General features: G+C 71.5%; 18 protein-coding genes and 1 pseudogene. 12 read left to right on the top strand and 7 right to left on the bottom strand.

All coding sequences use genetic code 11. The annotated features are described in order from the left end of the window. The first annotated feature begins 8 nt into the window (after positions 1-8). Positions 9-1,109 (top strand): class II fructose-bisphosphate aldolase, encoded by a 1,101-nt coding sequence (gene fba, locus TSO352_RS04485; protein ID WP_109106132.1) that lies wholly within the window; start codon positions 9-11, stop codon positions 1,107-1,109. Beyond that, positions 1,109-1,816: a phosphoglycolate phosphatase gene (gph, locus tag TSO352_RS04490; RefSeq protein ID WP_247871899.1), complete on the top strand. Its 708-nt coding sequence runs from the start codon at positions 1,109-1,111 to the stop codon at positions 1,814-1,816. Before fba ends, gph begins: the two co-directional genes overlap by 1 nt. Here the strand turns inward: gph and TSO352_RS04495 are convergent. Then, complete coding sequence (locus tag TSO352_RS04495; protein ID WP_109106134.1) at positions 1,783-3,498, bottom strand: tetratricopeptide repeat protein; 1,716 nt, start codon at positions 3,496-3,498, stop codon at positions 1,783-1,785. The genes gph and TSO352_RS04495 overlap by 34 nt on opposite strands. Next, positions 3,498-4,850, bottom strand: a complete 1,353-nt coding sequence (locus tag TSO352_RS04500; protein WP_109106135.1) for a glycosyltransferase family 2 protein — start codon at positions 4,848-4,850, stop codon at positions 3,498-3,500. The genes TSO352_RS04495 and TSO352_RS04500 overlap by 1 nt, the downstream gene beginning before the upstream one ends. A 154-nt stretch (positions 4,851-5,004) precedes the next feature. On the opposite strand from TSO352_RS04500, the gene TSO352_RS04505 reads away from it, so the two are divergent. From TSO352_RS04505 to TSO352_RS04525, 6 genes are all read left to right on the top strand, one after another. Then, positions 5,005-6,414: a tetratricopeptide repeat protein gene (locus TSO352_RS04505; RefSeq protein ID WP_109106136.1), complete on the top strand. Its 1,410-nt coding sequence runs from the start codon at positions 5,005-5,007 to the stop codon at positions 6,412-6,414. Between the two features lie 107 nt (positions 6,415-6,521). After that, positions 6,522-8,690, top strand: a complete 2,169-nt coding sequence (locus tag TSO352_RS04510; RefSeq protein WP_158284519.1) for a tetratricopeptide repeat protein — start codon at positions 6,522-6,524, stop codon at positions 8,688-8,690. A gap of 106 nt (positions 8,691-8,796) precedes the next feature. Beyond that, complete coding sequence (locus tag TSO352_RS33140) at positions 8,797-8,946, top strand: hypothetical protein (RefSeq protein ID WP_158284520.1); 150 nt, start codon at positions 8,797-8,799, stop codon at positions 8,944-8,946. Continuing rightward, complete coding sequence (locus TSO352_RS04515) at positions 8,943-9,713, top strand: ABC transporter ATP-binding protein (RefSeq protein ID WP_109106138.1); 771 nt, start codon at positions 8,943-8,945, stop codon at positions 9,711-9,713. Before TSO352_RS33140 ends, TSO352_RS04515 begins: the two co-directional genes overlap by 4 nt. Beyond that, positions 9,710-10,624: a metal ABC transporter permease gene (locus TSO352_RS04520; protein WP_109106139.1), complete on the top strand. Its 915-nt coding sequence runs from the start codon at positions 9,710-9,712 to the stop codon at positions 10,622-10,624. Before TSO352_RS04515 ends, TSO352_RS04520 begins: the two co-directional genes overlap by 4 nt. Positions 10,625-10,654: 30 nt before the next feature. After that, positions 10,655-11,542 carry a metal ABC transporter substrate-binding protein gene (locus TSO352_RS04525; protein ID WP_109106140.1) on the top strand — a complete coding sequence of 296 codons (888 nt, stop codon included), beginning with the start codon at positions 10,655-10,657 and terminating at the stop codon, positions 11,540-11,542. Between the two features lie 46 nt (positions 11,543-11,588). Here TSO352_RS04525 and TSO352_RS04530 read toward each other — a convergent pair whose 3' ends face one another. Beyond that, a complete protein-coding gene (locus TSO352_RS04530) occupies positions 11,589-11,831 on the bottom strand; it encodes a hypothetical protein (RefSeq protein ID WP_109106141.1) in 243 nt (80 codons plus the stop codon). Positions 11,832-11,983: 152 nt separating this feature from the next. Here TSO352_RS04530 and TSO352_RS04535 point away from each other — a divergent pair, with 152 nt between their 5' ends. Continuing rightward, entirely contained in the window at positions 11,984-12,295 is a 312-nt protein-coding gene (locus TSO352_RS04535) for a twin-arginine translocation signal domain-containing protein (RefSeq protein WP_109106142.1), read from the top strand. Between the two features lie 9 nt (positions 12,296-12,304). Here the strand turns inward: TSO352_RS04535 and TSO352_RS04540 are convergent, their stop codons facing one another. The 3 genes from TSO352_RS04540 to TSO352_RS04550 are packed head-to-tail and all read right to left on the bottom strand — an operon-like array spanning position 12,305 to position 16,944. Then, positions 12,305-13,423 (bottom strand): FAD-dependent monooxygenase, encoded by a 1,119-nt coding sequence (locus TSO352_RS04540; protein ID WP_109106143.1) that lies wholly within the window; start codon positions 13,421-13,423, stop codon positions 12,305-12,307. An 8-nt stretch (positions 13,424-13,431) separates the two neighbouring features. Then, positions 13,432-15,537, bottom strand: coding sequence for a LodA/GoxA family CTQ-dependent oxidase (locus TSO352_RS04545; protein WP_109106144.1), 2,106 nt, complete (start codon positions 15,535-15,537; stop codon positions 13,432-13,434). A gap of 54 nt (positions 15,538-15,591) precedes the next feature. Continuing rightward, the gene (locus TSO352_RS04550) at positions 15,592-16,944 is read right to left on the bottom strand and encodes a hypothetical protein (protein ID WP_146210705.1); all 1,353 of its coding nucleotides are present in this window, start codon (positions 16,942-16,944) and stop codon (positions 15,592-15,594) included. 441 nt (positions 16,945-17,385) lie between these two features. Between TSO352_RS04550 and TSO352_RS04560 the strand changes: the two genes are divergently transcribed. The 3 genes from TSO352_RS04560 (at position 17,386) to TSO352_RS04570 (ending at position 19,391) form a co-directional block, all read left to right on the top strand. After that, positions 17,386-17,922 (top strand): hypothetical protein, encoded by a 537-nt coding sequence (locus TSO352_RS04560; RefSeq protein ID WP_109106147.1) that lies wholly within the window; start codon positions 17,386-17,388, stop codon positions 17,920-17,922. Between the two features lie 69 nt (positions 17,923-17,991). After that, positions 17,992-18,588, top strand: coding sequence for an RNA polymerase sigma factor (locus tag TSO352_RS04565; protein WP_109106148.1), 597 nt, complete (start codon positions 17,992-17,994; stop codon positions 18,586-18,588). Beyond that, the gene (locus tag TSO352_RS04570; RefSeq protein ID WP_109106149.1) at positions 18,585-19,391 is read left to right on the top strand and encodes a Fis family transcriptional regulator; all 807 of its coding nucleotides are present in this window, start codon (positions 18,585-18,587) and stop codon (positions 19,389-19,391) included. Before TSO352_RS04565 ends, TSO352_RS04570 begins: the two co-directional genes overlap by 4 nt. A gap of 44 nt (positions 19,392-19,435) precedes the next feature. On the opposite strand, the pseudogene tatA reads toward TSO352_RS04570, so the two are convergent. Continuing rightward, a pseudogene (gene tatA, locus TSO352_RS04575) lies at positions 19,436-19,585 on the bottom strand (twin-arginine translocase TatA/TatE family subunit); the annotation flags it as partial. Positions 19,586-19,596 lie beyond the last annotated feature (11 nt).

Here is a 19,596-nt window from a genome sequence, read left to right on the forward strand (position 1 = left end):
GCGTTCCGATGGCCCTGATCTCCCTTCGCCAGCTCCTCGACCACGCCGCCGAGCACGACTACGGCGTGCCGGCCTTCAACATCAACAACATGGAACAGATCCAGGCGATCATGCAGGCGGCGGACGACTGCGCCAGCCCGGTGATCCTCCAGGCCTCCGCCGGGGCGCGCAAATACGCCGGCGAGCCGTTCCTGCGCCATCTGGTGCAGGCGGCGGTAGAGATGTGGCCGCACATCCCGGTCTGCCTGCACCAGGACCACGGCGCCAGCCCGACCGTCTGCCAGCAGGCCATCCGCTCCGGCTTCACCAGCGTGATGATGGACGGCTCGCTGCTGGAGGACATGAAGACGCCCGCCACCTACGACTACAACGTCCAGGTCACCCGGCGGGTGGTCGAGCAGGCCCACGCCGTCGGCGTGTCGGTGGAGGGAGAGCTGGGCTGCCTCGGCTCGCTGGAAACCGGCCGGGCGGGCGAGGAGGACGGCTCCGGCGCCGCCGGCACCCTGTCGCGCGACCAGCTGCTGACCGATCCGGAACAGGCGGCCGATTTCGTGCGGCAGACCGGGGTGGACGCGCTCGCCATCGCCATCGGCACCAGCCATGGCGCCTACAAGTTCACCCGGCGGCCGACCGGCGACGTGCTCGCCATCGACCGCATCCGCGCCATCCACGAGCGCATCCCCGACACCCATCTGGTGATGCACGGCTCGTCCTGCGTGCCGCAGGAGTGGCTGGAGATCATCCGCGCCCACGGCGGCAGCATCCGGGAAACCTACGGCGTGCCGGTCGCCGAGATCCAGGAGGGCATCCGCAACGGGGTGCGCAAGGTCAACATCGACACCGACATCCGCCTCGCCATGAGCGGCAGCCTGCGCCGCGTGATGATGACGCGGGCCGAGGAGTTCGACCCGCGCAAGTTCCTGGCCGAAGCGACCAAGGCCGCCCGCGAGCTCTGCCGCGACCGCTTCGAGGCGTTCGGATCGGCCGGCCAGGCGGAGCGCATCACCCCGCTGCCGCTGGAGCGCATGGCGGCGCGCGCCGCCGCCATCGACTTCGCCGCGATCGAACGGCGGTCCCCGGTGCCGCCAGTGGTTCTGGCACCGGCCTGATGGTGGGGGATGCCATGCCGGCGCCGGTGATCTTCGACCTGGACGGCACGCTGATCGACAGCGCGCCCGACCTCGGCCTCGCCCTCAACCGCCTGCTCGGCGAGTGGGGGCGGCGGGCGGTGACGGACGCCATGGTCCGCAGCTTCATCGGCGACGGCGCCCCCCGGCTGGTGGCGCGCGGCTTCGCCGCCACCGGGGGGGCCCTGCCGGCGGCGGAGAGCGGGGCGGCGCTGGCGCGCTTCCTCGACCTCTACGCCGCCCTGCCCGCCGATCCGGCCTGCGTCTATCCGGGCGTGCCGGAGACGCTGGATCGGCTGGCCGGCGCCGGCCACCCCATCGGCCTGTGCACCAACAAACCGCTGGCGATCACCCGCACCCTGTTGGCCGACCTCGGGCTGCTGCCGGTCTTCGGCGCCATCGTCGGCGGCGACAGCCTGCCCCAGCGCAAGCCGGCGCCGGAGCCGCTGCTGGCGGTTCTCGCGGCGCTTGGACGACCGCCCGCCGGAGCGGCGATGGTGGGCGACGGTCCCAACGACGTGGCCGCCGCCCGCGCCGCCGGGCTGTTGTCGATCGCCGTGTCCTACGGCTACCCGCAAGGCGACCCGGCCGACCTGCCCGCCGACCGCGTGATCGACCGCTTCACCGACCTGCCGGGCGCGCTGGAGGCGCTGGTTCAGAGCAGAATCTCGGCGTCCCAGGGATCGTAGGGCACCAGCGCGCCGCGGTCGCGGTCCGGGCGCACGAACCGCCGGGCGGTCCGGTTCAGCAGGCTGGCCGCGAAGGAAAAGGTGCTGTTGGAGATCGCCACCACGTCGGCGACGCACAGCGCGTGGAAATCGGTGAAGAACTCGGCGCCGGCCAGCGGCTCGCCGAGATCGGGCGCGAGGATCGGGGCGAACGGGGCGAAGGCGCCGGCCAGCTCCGGCGCGTCGGTCGCCAGATAGAGGACGGGCGCGTCCAGCTCGGGCCACAGCCGTTCCAGCCATTCCCGGTACCACGCCTCCGGCGCGATCCAGAACCGCCCCCAGCCATAGTCACCGCGCCGCAGATGCAGCGCGACGACCGTCCGTCCCCGCGCCCGCAAACGGTGCTCGATCGCGGCGGCCCGCGGCCACAGATGCCGGCCAGGGACGAAGAGCGCGCGGAACTCCGCCCGGTGGGGCGCCAGCGGGGCGGTGTGGCGGCAGAAATAGCCGGTGACGTCGCACTCCGCCCGGACCGGCGCCGCGTCCGACAGCGCGGCGAAGAAGTCATGGTCCTCTTCCGAGACACGGGGAAGGGGCGTGCCGGGCAGCGGGTCGTCGCAATCGTACAGATACCGCCCCACCCAGTCCGGCACCTCCAGATCCAGGTCGTGGCGGGCGGCGTAGAGGTGCAGGACACCGTATTGCAGCAGCTGGTTGCCGAACCGGCCGTTGCACCCCAGCTCCGTCGCGGCAAGGCGCCGGCCGGGACGACCGGCCGCGGGACGCGGCGGCGGCGCGCGCCAGCTCTGCCGCAGGTGCAGGGTGGCGCGCCGGGTGAACGCCTCGCCGAAGCCGGGGTGGCAGCGCACCGCGCGCTCATACGCGGTGAGCGCCTCGGCGGTCCGGCCTTCAGCCTCGGCCGCGGCGCCGAGCACCAGGTGAACGTCGTAACGCTCCGGGATCAGCGCCGCCGCCCGCCGGCCGTGGCGGATGACACCCTCCCACCGGCCGCAGTCCCGCAGCGCCAGAGCCAATTCCGCCCCGATCTCGGCCATGGCGGGCGAGTCCGCCGGCTCCAGCCGGGCCGCCCGGTCGAGGAGCCGGCAGGCCGCCGCCGCCCGGCCGGTCCGCCGCGCCACCCGGCCGAGTTGAAACAGCGCATAGCCGCGCGCCGGTTCCAGCGCCAGGGCGAGCCGCAAGCTCGCCTCGGCCGGCGGCCAGCGACCGGCGTCGAACAGCACGTTGCCCAGGTTGACGTGGGCGGATGCCACGTCCGGCAGCAGGCGCGCTAATCGCCGGAACGCCGCGACCGACGCCGCCGGTCCCTGCGCGGCGTGGATCGCCATGGCGAGCGCGCTCCACCCCTCGACGCTGCCGGGGGCGAGCGCCAGCGCCGCGCGCAGCGCCGTGGCGGCCCGGTCGGGCTGGCCGTCATGGGCGCAGAGCCGGCCGAGATCCAGAACGACCCGGCCGAGGTCGGGCGCCAGCGCCGCGGCACGGGCGAACAGCGCGATGGCGGGACCGAGCGCCCCACGCCGCAGCGCGACGTGACCGAGGCCGAGCGGACCCGCCGGCTCCCCGGGGCAGAGCGCGGCGAAGCGGCGGAACAGCGCCGCGGCGACGTCGATCCGGCCGCTTCCGAGCGTCCGGTGCGCGTCGGCCAGGACATTCACCGGGTTTGGGGCCACCCCCTGCCCCGCCATCACAGCTCGATCATCCGCCCGCCCCGGTCGGGGAGAATCGGCGGGCCGTCCCAGCGCAGCCCGCGCTTGGCCTCCAGGGCGTAGAGCCGGCGGCGGATCAGAAGCTCCGCCGCCATGTGGACGGGTTCCGGCGGCGCCCCCTGGCCGGGCGGGCGGCCGGTCAGCATGTCCGCCTTCAGCCGGTCGAGGACATTCCCGTCGCGAAGCGTGTAGCACACCGTCGGTTCGGCGGTCTTCGCCCCGGCGAACAGGCTTTGCAGGGCTCGGCTGTAGGCGACGTCCTCCGGTCCGGCGGGATTGAACGGCTCCTCGTCGGGGAAGCCGCCGATCAGGTCGTGGCAGGCGCGGCGCACCGCCAGATTGCAGGGGTAGGTCGCTTCGGAGGCCGCGCGCCAGACCGGGGTGATGTCGCGGTCGATGCGGTCGAAGCGGATGCCGGTGCGCACGAAGCCGATGTCCGGATGGCGGTCGAGCGCCGTCGCCGTCACCCAGAGATGGCGGTCGAGGAACCAGTCGTCGGCGTCGAGGAACCACAGATACGGCCCCATCGCCAAGGACGCCCCGAGATTGCGCGACCGCCCCGCCCCGCCGTTGCGGCTGTTGGCGATCAGCGACAGGCTGTGGTCGGGATGGGCCCGCGACCATTCCCGGACCACCTCGACGGTGCCGTCCGGCGAGTGGTCGTCGACCACGCAGAGATGGACGCGGGCGTGCCGGTTGCCGCTGGCCTGCCGGTAACAGCGCACCGCGGCGTCCACGCTGTCGAGGGCACGCCCGATGCAATCCTCCACGCGATAGGCCGGGATCACCACGGTGCCGACGACGTCATGATCCTCGCGCCGCCGCTCCAGCGCGCGCAGGGCGCGCTCCAGCCCGGCCTCCGGCACCGGGGCGGCACCGGCCAAGCCGGACGCCTGGGCGAGCAACGCTCCGGCCTCGGCGTCGGCGCCCTGGATGAAGCGGGCCAGCGCCAGGATGCGCAGCAGGGCACGGTGCGGCGGCAGAGCCGCCACCAGCCGGGCGAGCGCCGCGCCGGCCTGATCGACCGCCCCGTTCTCCAGTTGGACCGAGAGCCGCTGCGCGGTCACCGACAGCATGACCTCGCGCAGCCGTTCGAAGGCGGCATCGCCGGTGGACAGACGGGCGACCCTGGGCAGCCAGCGGACGGAGCCACCGTCCTGCGCCTCGGCCAATGCGATCAGCAGCACCACCCCCGGGTCGTCCGGGGTCAGGCACAGCAGTCCGGCATAGCCGCGCATCGCCTCGGCAAGGCGCCCCTGCCGATGGGCGTCGATCGCCCGGCGAAGGGCGGCCTGGGCACCGGCCTGGGCACCGGTTGGAGCGTCTGGCATCACGCGGGAACTCGACGGGTCGGAAAAGCGGCGCAAGGGGCGCGCGGCGCCACTCTACAGCAGGAGGCCCACCGATGGGACCATCTTGCGGCCGCGCCCGTCCCGGCTAGGATGGCGGGACGCCAACCGGTGGCACCCCGACGACGGAAAGCCCATGCCCGCCCTCCCCGACGACCCGGCGACGGCCCCCCAGCAAAGCCCGGAGTTCCTGGCCGGCCTGCTCGCCTCGCAAAAGGGCGACCGGACGGCGGCCTTCGCGGCGTTCGCCCGGGCGGCCGCGCGTTTCCCGGCGCATGGCCCGATCCACGGCAACCTGGGCACCCTGGCGGGCCAGCTTGGGCACGGTGCCCTGGCCGCGCGCTGCTTCCGCCGCGGACTGGCGGTCGACCCCGGCCATGCCGAACTCTGGTCCAATTTCGGCAGCCAACTCCGCCGAACCCACCGCGACGTCGAGGCGGTCGCGGCGCTCAAGCGCGCGTTGTGTCTGGCGCCCCGCCACGCCAACGCCCTGTGCAACCTCGGCGCCATCCTGTTCGAGGCCGGCCACAGCGCCAGGGCGGAGGCCTGTTTCCGTCAGGCGCTGGCGCTGGCCCCCCATCTGGCGGAGGCGGCCAAGAATCTCGGCTTCGCGCTGCTGCGCCGGGGCGAGCTGCGCGCCGGGTTCGGCTGGTACGAGCAGCGGCATGCGGTCGCGCCGCTGCCGCCGCCCGCGCTCGACACCCCCGTTCCCCGCTGGCAGGGCGGGTCGCTGGACGGCCTCTCCCTGCTGGCGGTCGCCGAGCAGGGCGAAGGCGACACCATCCAGTTCGTCCGCTACGCCAAGCTGGTGGAACGCGGCGGCGGTGCGCTGACCCTGCTCTGCTCGCCGGCGCTGAAGCGCCTGATGACGCGCGCCGAGGGGGTGCGCCGGGTGGCGCTGGAGGGGGAACGGGTGGCGGGGGTCGACGCCTGGGTCCCCCTGCTGAGCCTGCCGCACCTGCTGGGCACCGACCGCGGCAGCGTGCCCGGCGGCATCCCCTATCTGCACCCCGCGCCGGAGGATGCGGCGGCGTGGCGCGCGCGGCTGTCCGGCGCCGCCGGCCTCAAGGTCGGGCTGGTGTGGGCCGGCAACCCCGCCTTCGACGGCGATCATCGGCGGTCGCCGCGCTTTGCCGCCGTCGCGCCGCTGCTCGACCTGCCGGGCGTGCACATGGTCTGCCTGCAGGTGGGGGACGGGCGGCGGGACCTCGTGGGGCGTGGGTTGGCCGGGAACGCCACCGACCTCGGTGCCGAGATCCACGACTTCGCCGACACGGCGGCGATCATGGCCGGCCTCGACCTGGTCATCACCTCCTGCACGGCGCCGGCGCATCTAGCCGGCGCGCTGGGACGGCCGGTCTGGATCATGCTGCCGTTCGCCGCCGACTGGCGCTGGATGGAAGGACGGACGGACAGCCCCTGGTACCCGACGGCAAGGCTGTTCCGCCAGCCGGCCCCGGGGGACTGGACCAGCGTCGTCGCCGCCCTGTCCGCCGAGCTGCAGGCGGTCGTCGCCGGCCGCCGCCCGCTGGATGGGCTGGTGTGATCCGGGCCGCCGGCGGGTTTCGATTAGCAAAAGGTTAAGCCTGGGCACGCTAGTCTTTGCGTCCTGGCCGATGGCCGTCGTTTGGGTTTGCCTGGGAACACACCGCTTTGAACGCGAGCAGCGAGACGCCGGGGACCGGTCACGCGCAGCCGGGATGGCCCGCCAGCCCCCCCACCGGCAGCCTTCTCAAGAGCGGCATCACCTCCCACCGCGGCGGTCGCCTGACCGAGGCGGCCGGGATCTATCACGCGTTGCTCGCCCTCGAACCGGCCCACGCCGACGGCTGGCACCTGCTGGGCCTGACCGAGCTGCAATCGCAGCGGGAAGCCGGCGCGCGGGCGCTGTTCGACCGGGCGTTGCAGGTGACGCGCGACCGCGCCGAATACCACAACAGCGTCGGCGAGGGGCTGCGCACGCAGGGCGACATGGCGGCGGCGGCGGCCAGCTACCGCCGGGCGGTGGCGTTGCGCCCGGACTACGCCGAGCCGGTCATCAACCTCGCCCGCGCCCTGCAACTCCTCGGGCAGCCGGACCAAGCGCACACCAGCGGCCGCCGCGCCATCCTCCTGGCGCCGGAGCGGATCGAGAGTGCGCTCAACCTTGCCCACGCCCTGCTCGACCTCGGCCGTTTCACCGAGGCGCAAGCGCTCTACCGCCGGGTGCTGGTGCTTCAGCCCGACCATGCGGAAGCCATCAGCCACCTGAGCCGGGTTGCGCGCGGGTCCGGCGACGCCGGCACGGTCGAGACCACCCTGCGCCGCGCTATGCGCATGGAGCCGCTCAACATCGATCACCCCCAGGCGCTGGGCGACCTCCACATCCAGCGGCAGGATCTCGCCACGGCGGAGCTGTTCTACCGGCGCGTCATCGCGCTGAAGCCCGAGCATCCGGAGGCTTTGAACGGGCTGGGCAGCGCCTGTCTGATGCAGAAGCGGTTCGCGGCGGCGAAGCCGCTCTACCGCCGGGCCATGCTGCTGCGGCCCGATTATCCAAGCCCTCACAACAATCTGGCCAACGCGCTGTGGGAACTGGGGGACGCCGCCGCCGCCCGCGCCCGCTACCGCCAGGCGATCGCGCTGAAGCCGGATCACCCCGACGCCTACGCCAATCTCGGCCACGCGATCCGCACCCGCGCCACGCGGATGGCCGACTATGACGAGGCCGAGACCGAGTGCCGACGCGCCCTGCGCCTTGCGCCGGGCAACGTCGCGGCCGGCAACAATCTCGGCATCGTGCACCTGTCCCGCAACGAACTCGACGCGGCGCAGCGCTGCTTTCGTCAGGTCCTGGCCCGCAGCGCCGAGAATGCGGACGCCCACTTCAACCTGTCGCTGACTCTGCTGAAGGCCGGCGCCCTGGCGGAGGGCTGGGAGCAGTACGAGTGGCGGTGGCGCACCGGCCAGCTTCCGCTGCCGAGCCTGTCCCGCCCGCGCTGGCAGGGGGAGCCGCTGGACGGCCGGACCATCCTGGTCTACGCCGAGCAGGGTCACGGCGACACCCTGCATTTCGTGCGCTACGCGCCGATGCTTGCCCAGCGCGGGGCGCGGGTGATGCTGGTCGCCCAGCCGGGGCTGGTCCGTCTCTTGGAGCGCATGCCCGGCATCGCGTCGGTGCACGCCATCAACGACCCGGTCGCGGATTTCGACATCCACACCCCGCTGCTGAGCCTGCCGGGCGCCTTCGGCACGACGCTGGAGACGATCCCGGCGGACACTCCGTACCTTGCCGCCGACCCGGCCGACGTGGAAACGTGGCAGCGGCGGAATCCGGTCCATGGCGGGATCCGCATCGGTCTGGTGTGGGCGGGCGATCCGCGGCCCCACATGCTCCACGCCAACGCGACGGATCAGCGACGCAGCATGACGCTGGCGCGGCTGGCCCCCCTGGCCGCGGTGCCCGGCGCCGTCTTCTTCAGCCTGCAGAAGGGGGCGGCGGGCGAGCAGGCGCGCAGGCCGCCGCCGGGCATGGCGGTGGTCGACCTGATGGACGCGGTGAACGACTTCGCCGACACCGCGGCGCTGATCGCCACCCTGGACCTCGTCATCTGCGTCGACACCTCGGTGGCGCATCTGGCGGGCGCGCTGGGCAAGCCGGTGTGGGTGCTGTCGCGTTTCGACGGGTGCTGGCGCTGGCTGACCGGACGCCAGACCACCCCCTGGTACCCGACCATGCGCCTGTTCCACCAGACCGAGCCGGGCGATTGGGCCCCGGTGGTGGAGCAGGTCGCCGACGCGCTCCGGGTCTTTGTCGACGAACGTCTCGCGGCGCTGCGCTGACAAGCCCCTTGCGGTCCGGCCACAGGACCGGTGGCGCCATTTCGCGCTTGCACGAAACGTAATGATATAACATTACTTATGCGGTTCCTCCGTCCTCAGAGGCCGCATGCACAGCCTTCCCACCCTTTCCGTCCGCGCACGCCCCCGCTCGCCGCTGGCCGCCTCCGCCCTGGCGCGGGTCGCCGTCGCCGCCCTGCTGTGCGTCGGCCTGTGGCTGACCGTGGCCTGGGCGCTGGATTGGGGGGCCGTGGATTGACCCCGGCATTCCCCGATGCAGCGGCGGAGACGCTGGTCCGCCTGACCGACCTGACGCTGGGCTACCGGCGGCATCCGGCGGTCCATCACCTGTCCGGCGGCTTCCGCGACGGCTCGCTCACCGCGGTGGTCGGCCCGAACGGCGCCGGCAAGAGCACGCTGCTGAAGGCGGTCGTCGGCGCCCTGGCGCCGTTCGGCGGGCGGGTGACCCTGCATGGCCTCGGCGCCGGCGACATCGCCTACCTGCCGCAGCAGGCCGAGGTGGAGCGCGATTTCCCCATCGACGTGCTCGACACCGTGCTGCTCGGCCACTGGCGCCGGGTCGGCCTGTTCCGCGCCGTCGGCCGCGCCCTGACCCGGCAGGCGGAGGAGGCGCTGGCGGCGGTCGGCCTGTCCGGTTTCGAGCGGCGCCCGATCGCCGCCCTGTCGGCCGGCCAGTTCCAGCGCGTGCTGTTCGCCCGCATGCTGGTGCAGGACGCCCGCCTGATCCTGCTCGACGAGCCCTTCACCGCCATCGACGCGCGGACCACCGCCGACCTGCTCGACGTCGTGCGGCGCTGGCATGGCGAGCGGCGCACCGTGGTCGCCGTGCTGCACGACCTGGAGCAGGTCCGCGCCCATTTCCCCGACACGCTGTTGCTGGCGCGCGAGCCGATCGCCTGGGGCCGCACCGCCGACACGCTGACCGCCGCCAACCTCGACCGCGCCCGCGCGATGGCCGAGGCGTGGGACGACAGCGCCGCCCCCTGCCGGAGGGCCGCGTCATGACCGCCTTCGACGCGCTTGCCGGTCCCTTCCTGGAGTTCGCCTTCATGCGCCGGGCGCTGGCCGCCTGTCTGGCCCTGTCGCTGGGCTGCGGCCCGGTGGGGGTGCTGCTGGTGCTGCGGCGGATGAGCCTGATGGGCGACGCCATGTCCCACGCCGTGCTGCCCGGCGCCGCCATCGGCTTCCTGGCCGCCGGCCTGTCCCTGTGGGCGATGAGCATCGGCGGCTTTCTCGCCGGGCTGGCGGTGGCGCTGCTCGCCGGGCTGGTGTCGCGGGTCACGACCCTGCGCGAGGATGCCAGCTTCGCCGCCTTCTACCTGATCTCGCTGGCCGGCGGGGTGCTGATCGTGTCGCTGCGCGGCAGCAACGTCGACCTGATGCATGTGCTGTTCGGCACCATCCTGGCGGTGGACGACGGCGGCCTGCTGCTGGTCGCCGGCATCGCGACCGTCACGCTGCTGACGCTGGCGCTGCTCTACCGCCCGCTGGTGGTGGAGTGCTTCGACCCCGGTTTCCTGCGCGCGGTCGGCGGGTCGGCTCGCGGCGGGTCGGCCGGCGGCGGGCTGGGCAGCCGGCTGGGCGCGGCCTGCCACCTGATCTTCCTGGTGCTGGTGGTCCTCAACCTCGTCGGCGGCTTCCAGGCGCTCGGCACGCTGATGGCGGTCGGGCTGATGATGCTGCCGGCGGCCTCCGCGCGCTTCTGGGCGGAGCGGGTCGCCACCCTGGCGCTGACCGCGATGACCATCGCCTTCGCCTCGGGCGTCGGCGGGCTGCTGCTGTCCTTCCACCTCAACCTGCCGTCGGGACCGGCGATCGTGCTGGTCGCCGGAACCGTCCACCTGCTGTCGCTCGCCCTCGGGCCGGTCGGCAGCCTGCGGACGCGCTGGTTCCCCGGCCGGCACCTGACCGCCTGACCAACAGCGTTTTCCCAAGGAGACCCACCCATGAAACGCAGATTCGCCGCCGCGCTGGCGGCGGCGCTGGCGCTCGTCGCGCTGCCGGCCCTGGCCGAGCCGGTGACGGTGGTCGCCACCTTCACCATCCTCGGCGACATGGTCCGCCAGATCGGCGGCGACGAGGTCGCGGTGACCACCCTGGTCGGCCCCGATGGCGATGCCCACGTCTACGAACCGACCCCGGCCGACGCCCGCGCGCTGGGTGCCGCCAAGCTCGTCGTCGTCAACGGGCTGGGGATGGAGGGCTGGATCGACCGTCTGGTCAAGGCGTCGGGCTACAAGGGGCCGGTCACCGTCACCAGCGCCGGCATCACGCCGATCGCCGGCGAGGAGGAGCATGGCGGCCACGACCCGCACGCCTGGCAATCGGTCGCCAACGCCAAACTCTACGCCGACAACATCCTGAAGGGCCTCATCGCCGTCGATCCGGCCAAGGCCGATGCCCTGCGCGCCAACCACGCCGCCTACCGGGCCAAGCTCGACGCGGTGGAGGCCGAGATCAAGGCGGCGCTGGCGCCGATCCCGCGCAAGGACCGCAAGATCGTCACCTCGCACGACGCCTTCGGCTATTACGGCAAGGCCTACGGCGTGACCTTCCTGGCCCCGGTCGGCCTGTCCACCGACGCCGAGGCCTCGGCCGGCGACATCGCCAGGATGATCCGCCAGATCAAGAAGGAGAAGATCAAGGCGGTCTTCGTCGAAACCATCGCCGATCCACGCCTGCTGGAGCAGATCACCCGCGAAACCGGCGCCCGCATCGGCGGCCGGGTCTATTCCGACGCGCTGTCGGCGGCGGGCGGGCCGGCGTCGACCTACATCGGCATGATGCGCCACAACCTGGCCCAGTTCACCAAGGCGCTGGCCCCGGCCTCCTGAACCCCGCGCCGGGCGGGAGGTCCCCCCTCCCGCCCGGCGATCCGGTTCATTGCAGGACGCGGGGCGAGGGCGGGCCGTACATCTCCCGGACCAGACCTTCGAGCAGGCGCCCCATGCGCGCCCGCCCATGCAGAGCGGTCAGCCGGTCCACCGCTTCGATCATCATGGCCCAGGCGATGACGCTTTCCGGGATGTCCGGCTGGCTCCACAGGCCGCGCACCAGGGCCAAGGCATTTACAAACGCGGCGGAATCGCCCGCGTCATTGACGTCGCTGTCGTCGATGCTCATCAATCGCCCCGGTGCCTCGTCCCTAATGTGTAACGGTATAACATATCTTTCTTGCCGTATGCACCCGTCTTGCGGCCTCCAATGCTATGTTATAACGTTCTTCATCGCTTCGAAGGTCGGACCATCAACCATCACGGGGCAGAGGACGGGACATGGATACGGAGATGCGACCGGCGGGCTTGCGGCGCCGGGATGTGCTGTACGGTCTCGCCGCGGCCGGGGTCTGTCTGGCGGCGGGCACGACGGCGCAGGCCTTCACCGCGCAATCCTCGTCGGATTACGGCGCCATGCTGGACAATGCCTGCGGCGCGTCGCTCGACCACAAGCGCCAGATCGCGACGATCGAGCGGACGCTCGGCATGCCGCTGTCCGACGACCGTCTGGTCAAGCTGCTGCAACGGACGACCTGCCCGGCCTGCGGCTGCCCGCTGATGCCGCCGGGGACCGCCTCCGCCGCCTTCTGACGGCGCTGCCTACACCAACGGCCGCCGCCGCCAGAATCCGGCGTCGGGCCAGCGGTCTTCCCGGCCGTAGAGATGCTGGCGCAGGCGCAGGTAGTCGGTGAAGCGCGCGAAGACACCGTCCTGGTAGGCCAGCAGCGGCGCCTCCCCGGCACCGCCGAGCGTCTCCGCCACCGCCTGCCCGGCGGCGGCGCCGTCGGTCAGCGCCTTGATGATGCCCTGCGCGGTGATCGGGTCGTAGCTGGACGCGGCGTCGCCGACCGCCAGCCAGCCCGGCCCGGCGACCCGGCTCAGGATCGCGGAAGGGGCGGCGACGGTCCGCAGGACCGGCGGTCGGGCCGGCGTGCCGGCGCGGTCGAGCAGGGCCGCGACATGGCGGGTGGCCCGCAGGGCGGCGGTCCAGGCGGCGGGATCGGTCAGGCCACGCTCCGCCACCTCCTGCCGGTCGGTCGACAGCGCCACGATCAGCCGGTCCTGCGGCAGCTTGGCGGCGTACCACCAGCCGGCCTCCGCCCCCTCCAGCAGGGTCTGGGCGGCGATGGCGCCGGGGCGCTCCAGGTCGAGAAGCGCGTAGACGACGGTCAGGCAATCGACCTCGTTGCGGGCGACCCCCAGCCGCCGGGCCGCACCGGCTGCCACCCCGCTGGCGTCGACCAGGACATCGGCCCGCAAAGTGCGTTCGTCACCCGCCGCCGGGGCCAGCGTCAGGGCGAAGCCACCGCCCGTCCGCGGCTCCACGCCGGCAAGCCGCAGGTCGCGCCGCAGCGGCACGCCCATGGCCTGCGTCCGCTCCGCCACCATGCCGTCGAAGCGGGCGCGGTCGAGGTGCCAGCCGTGCCCGTGCGGGTCGAACAGGAAGTCGTTGTGGCCCAGCTCCGCCTTGCCCCAACTGGCGGCGCTGCCGGGACAGGGCTCGTGCCCCTGGGCGGTGAACGCCTCCCACAGCCCGAGCTGGCGGAGCAGCAGCCCGGTGGCGGGAGGCACGGTTTCCCCGACCCGGAAGGCGGGGGTGTGCCCCGCCTCCACGATCACGGCGTCGCGCACGCCGCGCTGCGCCAGGGCGATGGCCGTGGCGCAGCCGGCGACGCCGCCGCCGATGATGGCGACGGCCACCCGGTCCGGAACCGGCATCGCCGCGATCAGGTGGCCGGGGCGACGGGCGCCGCCGGGACGTTGGCGGTCGGCCAGGGCTGCACCAGCGGCCCATCCTCGGTGAACAGGCTCTGCACCTCCAGGAACAGGTCGGGACCGTAGGACGGCTTGTCGCCGCTGGCGATCTGGGTGCCCTGGATGACGAAGCCCACCCGGTGCCAGTTCTTCACATAGTCGCTGTAGGACTGGTAGCGGCCGGCGTTGGCGGGATAGTCGGTCGCCGTCCCGTCGCCGCGCACCGAGAAGGTCTGGCCGCCCAGGGTCCAGGTGCCGGCGTCCGCGTCGTAGCGGCACAGCCGGGCCGGATGGACCTGCACCGGCCGCTCCGCCGGCCAGGACCAGAACAGCGTGTTGTTCGGGTAGCTGGTCGGCGTGCCGTCGGGGTTGGTGCCGCCGGTCGGCAGGTTGGGGTTGGGGTCGGGCAGATGCACGGCGCACGAGTTGTAGTCGGTGTGCCAGGGCACCGACATGAACTTCGACACGTCGCCCGGCTCCACCATCGCGTCGCGCTGCGGGGTGTAGCCGGCGGTCAGGAAGGGCCGGTCGGCCACCGCCGTGGCGTAGTCCAGCGGCTTGGCGTTGATGCGGAACGGGCCGCAGCCCGACGTCCGCCAGTCGGTGGCGTAGAGGTGGGTGTCGCGCACCGGGAAGGACACCTCGATGCCCGGGCTGTAGCGTCCGCCCAGGCAGTTGGCCAGCGAGACGTAGTCGAGCCGCTCGCCGGGACCCAGCGCCGGGCCGGGGCCGGGCTGGTAGGCCTTGGCGTGCCACTGCGTCAGGAAGAAATACTGGGTCTGGCTGACCGTCAGGAAGCTCTTCTGCATGTCGCCGAGCGACAGCGGCATCAGCGGCGAACCGGTCTGGATTTCCTCCGCGCTGCCGTTGGGGTTGCGGATCAGCCGGGTCAGGTCGGGGATCTTCATGGTGGGATCGTCGGTCGGCTTGATCGACCCGATCATCGTGTGCGCCTTGATGGCGCCCTGCGGCAGGTTGGTGTTCCAGCGCTGCAGCATCGCCGCGTGGAAGATCGGCAGCACGTCGTCGCTGAAGGACGGCCGGTAGCCGGTGTTGAAGCCGCCGCCGTCATACAGCGCGGGCAGCAGGTTCAGCGACCGCACCCAGACGTCGAACACGTCGTCCCAGGCCGACACCACGTTGCGGGTCTGCGGGGCGTAGCCGGGATCGCCGGTGACGACCCAGGCGCCATGCACCGCCAGCCGGCTGTAGGCTCCGGTCGCCTCGTCGCGCAGCACCAGCACCGCGTCGACCGGCCCGTCGGAGGTGTCGTCGAACCACAGCCCGTTCTCGGTCGCCTCGTTCAGCGGCGGCGGGTTGCCGTCGGTGAGGACGCCGGCCGTCTTGCCGAAGCCGCCGGCGACGATCAGCCGGCCGGTCTCCGGTTCAACCACGACGTCGCCCAGGCTGTCGAGGGGGCCGAGCGGTTCGTACAGCGCGTGATGGTCGGCGGGGAAGCTCTTGGGGTAGGCCGGGACCGGGACGATCTCGCCGTTCGCGTCGGCGCAGGTCGCCGGCGTCGCGGCGTCGAAGGCGACCGGCGCGCCGGCCATCCGGGCGGCCGAAACCGCCCGCGGTCCCGGATCGATCACCAGTTCGGTCCGGCGGGTCGGGTCGTTCAGGTCGTTGGGCGTGTTGCTGTAGTTCTGGTTGCGGATTGCCGGCAGGGCCGGCGGGGTGTAGCCGTCCAGCCCAAAATCGTTGATCGCGTAGTTGTTCAGCTTCTTGTTGGCGAGATGGACCGTCCAGACGATGTCGACCACCCTCTTGCCGTCGACCATGCTGTTCAGCGTGACCTCGGTCCCCTGGCCGTTGGGGTAGGCGGCGGCGCTGTCGGCCGGGTACTGGTAGATGCGGAAACGGGCCGCCTGCCGCTTGACCTTCTGGTCGGCGTCGCGGAAGTCGGCGTCGGTGATGCCGGTGTCCTCCGTCCCCGCCTTGATCGGCAGGCCGCCCATCAGCCCGTCGCTGCCGACCGGCTCACCGGCCGCCGTCTCCGGCGCCAGATAATATTCGGGGCTGTTGCCGACGCGCGCGATGCCCACCGCCGGATGAACGCGGAAAATGCTGCTGCTCATGACTGTCTCTCCCCAAGAATCCCGATTGCCTGGAATGCCGGCTGACCGTCCCGGTCACTTCTGTTGAAGGCGGAAATACAGGTTGTTGAAGATGTGGCTGATGTTGGCGTCCTTGCCGGGCAGCGGGTTCTGGGACGGGTCGGCGGGGAAGCGCTGCAGGGTGTGGTGGCAGCTGAAGCAGCTGTCCATCGTGCTCTGCGACTGGGTGAAGGTCTCGATCACGCTGTTGGACAGGTGGGTGGAACCGGTGATGACGACGCCGCAGCGCAGCGATCCCGGCTGGAAGTTGCAGTTGGGCTGAAGCGGTTCGCCGCCCCCGTCGCTCTTGTTGGTGTTGAACCAGGTCGAGCCCAGCTCGAAATAGTTCTTCCACACGCCCGCGTCCTGCGACTGGACCGAGGCGTTCAGCGACTTGATGTTGTCGGCGTTGGCCTGCTTGTCGGGGCCGCTGCCGTAGGGGTAGAGGCGGCAGACCTGGGTGACCGGCGACATCCGCTGGGTCGCCTCGTCCAACGTCTGGGTGGGCGAGCCGGCCGGGTTCACGTTGCAGTCCTTGAACGGGGTCTTGGCCTTGTAGAAGGTCCAGTTCCGCTCGGACACCACGTCGGCCGGCTGCACGCCGGACAGGTTGGCGACGTCGGGGGCGTTGTCGTTGTGCTCGAACGACGCCCAGATCATTTCGGCATGGTTGGCGACGGTGCCGGCGATGTGGAAGCCGACCAGCGCCACCGTCACCTCTTCCGTCCGCGACGGGTCGATGACGAACTTGCCGTCCTTCTTGACCAGCGGGTTGATCTTGGCCTTGCGGCTGTAGAAGCCCGCCGGGTTGTCACCGGCGCCGACGATCTTCCAGGCCGCCTTCAGCGACAGGGTGCCGGGCGGGAACGGCGTGTTGGGATCGAGCGCCAGGATGTTGGCGGCGCTGGTCAGGTTGTTCCTGGCGAAGAAGCCGCTGAACACATCGTTGATGTACATCGAGTAATAGACGATGCGACCATTCTGGTCGACCAGGATGCCGTCCGGCCCGGCCTGCAGATACTCGTTGATCGCCTTGCTGTCGGTCAGCTTCAGCCCCGGCAGCAGCGCTCCCGGCGTGACCCCGGTGGAGGCGGTCGGCGTCAGGCTTTCCGGACCGGGAAAGGTCTCGAACCGCAGGAGGCCGGTCTTGGCATCCGGCTCCATCAGCCAGAGGAACATCTGCCAGGACCACAGATGGAAGTCGCAGTTGCTGGCATCCGGCTTGAAGGCCATCGGGTCGGGCATCGTCACCGGCTGGGAGAACCATTCCTTCGGTGCGACGCAGCCGTCCGCCAGCGCCGGCGTGGCGCTGAGCGCGCACAATGCGACGGCGGCGGCCCCCACCGTCCTGGCAATCGCGGCGGCGGCTCTCCTGACCATGGCTGTCATGCAATTCTCCTAAAGAGGGATGTGGTTTCAATCGTCATCCGTGGGTCGGGATTTGTGGCCGCTGGATGTTATGAATGCGTGTGCGACGAACAGTATTATCAACCGTCCTAAATTTCAACTTATATGCCTTTTCCCCGATGACCCATGGCACGGGGCGGTCATCACACGCCACCATGATGCCGTTGTATAATTGCATTTTCCGCATTGATCTCAACCAAGATAATCCGCGCGGCTGACCCGTAGGCCGACTCGGCGGGCGCGTGTGGGCGTCGCACCGACGCGGACAGCGATCACAAGCCAGCGCCGCCACCCGGCCCCTTCAAGCGGCCGAGTGGCGACGAGCGGGAGCAGCCCGGAAAATTTTCGATGCGGTCCGAATAGGGCGCCGACCTCGGGTGTTCTCCGCGCGCTTTCCCATCCCAAGCCGCCAGGAAACCGCTCATGACCACCCGCAACGCCCTGTTCGTCTCGCTGCTCGCCGCCAACCTCGGCGCCGGGCTGCTGTGCTCCGCCCCGGCCTTCGCGCTCGGCAGCGACAGCGACACCACCCCGACCTGCAAGGCCGGCGAGGTCTATGACAAGAAGACCAAGACCTGTGTGAAGCAGAGCAGCGCCAACCTCAGCGACGCCGACCTCGCCGCCTACGCCTACTCGCTGGCGAAGGCCGACCGTCATCAGGAGGCGTTGGCCGTCCTCGACACGGTGAAGAACCAGAACGACCCGGTGGTCCTGAACTACCGCGGCTACGCCACCCGCAAGCTGGGCCGGACCGACGAGGGCATTTCCTACTACCTGCGCTCCGTCGCCGCCGATCCTTCCTACGCCAAGGTCCGCGAATATCTGGGCGAAGCCTATGTCATCAAGGGCCGCCTCGACCTCGCCCGTGAACAGCTGGCCGCCATCCAGGCGATCTGCGGCACCGGTTGCGAGGAGTATCAGGACCTGAAGGAGGCCATCGGCGCCCCCGCCAAGGGCTGAATAGACGGCCGACGGGGCCGGCACGCCGCGGCGCGTCGGCCCTGCCCTCACCCTTGGGGAAGACGGAACATGGCTATCCTCCAGGATGCCGGTCCGGCGTATGGTTGGTCACGGCCGGCGGCGCGCGCGGCCGGCCGGGCACCGGTCACGGGAGGCGGCACCATCGCCAGCGAAGCAGAGGTCAGGCAAGGGCTGTCCGCCAATCTGGCGCGTCTCTGGCGCTATGGGCTGGTCCTGTCGCGCCAGCGCGACGTGGCCGACGATTTGGTGCAGCAGACCTGCCTGCGGGCGCTGGAACGGCACGCGCAGTTCAAGCCGGGCTCGCGGCTCGACAACTGGCTGTTCGCCATCCTGAATTCGATCTGGCTGAACGAGGTCCGCTCCCGGCGTGTCCGCCTCGGCCAGGGATTCGTGGAGGCCGAGACGATCCTGGAGATCGACGGCGCGCAGGCGGCCGAGTCCCGTGTGATGGCGAACCAGCTGTTGCGGCGGGTCAACGACCTGCCGGAGGCGCAGCGCACCGCCGTGTTCCTGGCCTATGTCGAGGAACTGTCCTATCGCGAGGTCGCGACGATCCTCGACATCCCGATCGGGACGGTGATGAGCCGGCTGGCCGCCGCCCGGGCCAAGCTTGCACAGGCGACGGCCGAAGGAGTGGCACGATGACCGACGACACCCCGACACCAACCGCACAGCCGTCGGATGAGGAACTGACCGCCTTCATCGACGGCCAACTGGGCCCGGAGGACGAGGCCCGCCTGATCGCGCGGATGGAGCACGACCCGACGGTTGCCGAACGGGTCGAGTTCCTGTCCCGCGCCAGCCTGCCCTACCGCGACGCCTTCCAGCCCCTGCTCGACACCGCGCCGGAGGCCGCGTTGCAGCGCATGCTGGCCGGCATCGCCCCGCCATCGGTGCAAGAGCCGCCGCGGGCCCTGCCGCGCCGCCGTCTGTTCGGCGCGTTGGCGGCCTCGCTGGCGGTCGGCGTGGTCGGCGACCGGCTGTGGCTCGCCCTGCGCGACCGCGAGGGGGATGACGACGAGGAACGCCGCTGGCGGACGGTGGTCGCGCAGTACATGGCGCTCTACACGCCCGCGACCCTGGAGGGCACGGCACCGGACCATGACCAGCAGACGGCCCAACTGTCCGTGCTCAACCACCAGCTCGGCCTGTCCCTGACACCGGAGGCGGTGGCCATCGCCGGGGCTGAGTTCCGGCGCGCCCAGATCCTGGCCTATGATGGACAGCCATTGGCCCAGATCGCCTATCTCGACCCGCGGACCGGGCCGCTGGCGCTGTGCATCCTGCGCCGGCCCGGTGCCCCGGCCGGTGTGGCGCAGGAGGAACGGCAAGGCCTGAGGATCGCCTTCTGGTCGGGCCGCGACCATGCCGCCCTGCTGATCGGCTCCACACCGGCGCGGCAGCTTTCGGCACTGGCGGACAGCGTGCAGCAGCGCGTCCGGATCTGAGCGGCGCCGCCGGCAGGCCCGGCGGAGCGTCAGGCGATGTGCTTCTGGTCGTCGCCGTCGTCCTTCAGGCCGGCCTTGAAGGACTTGATGCCCTTGGCAAAATCGCCCATCACGCTCGGCAGCTTGCCGGCGCCGAACAGCAGCAGGACGATCAGCAGAACGACGGTCCAATGCAACAGGCTGAAGCTTCCCATGACGATGTCCC

It is taken from the genome of Azospirillum sp. TSO35-2 (assembly GCF_003116095.1).
Lineage (GTDB): Bacteria > Pseudomonadota > Alphaproteobacteria > Azospirillales > Azospirillaceae > Azospirillum.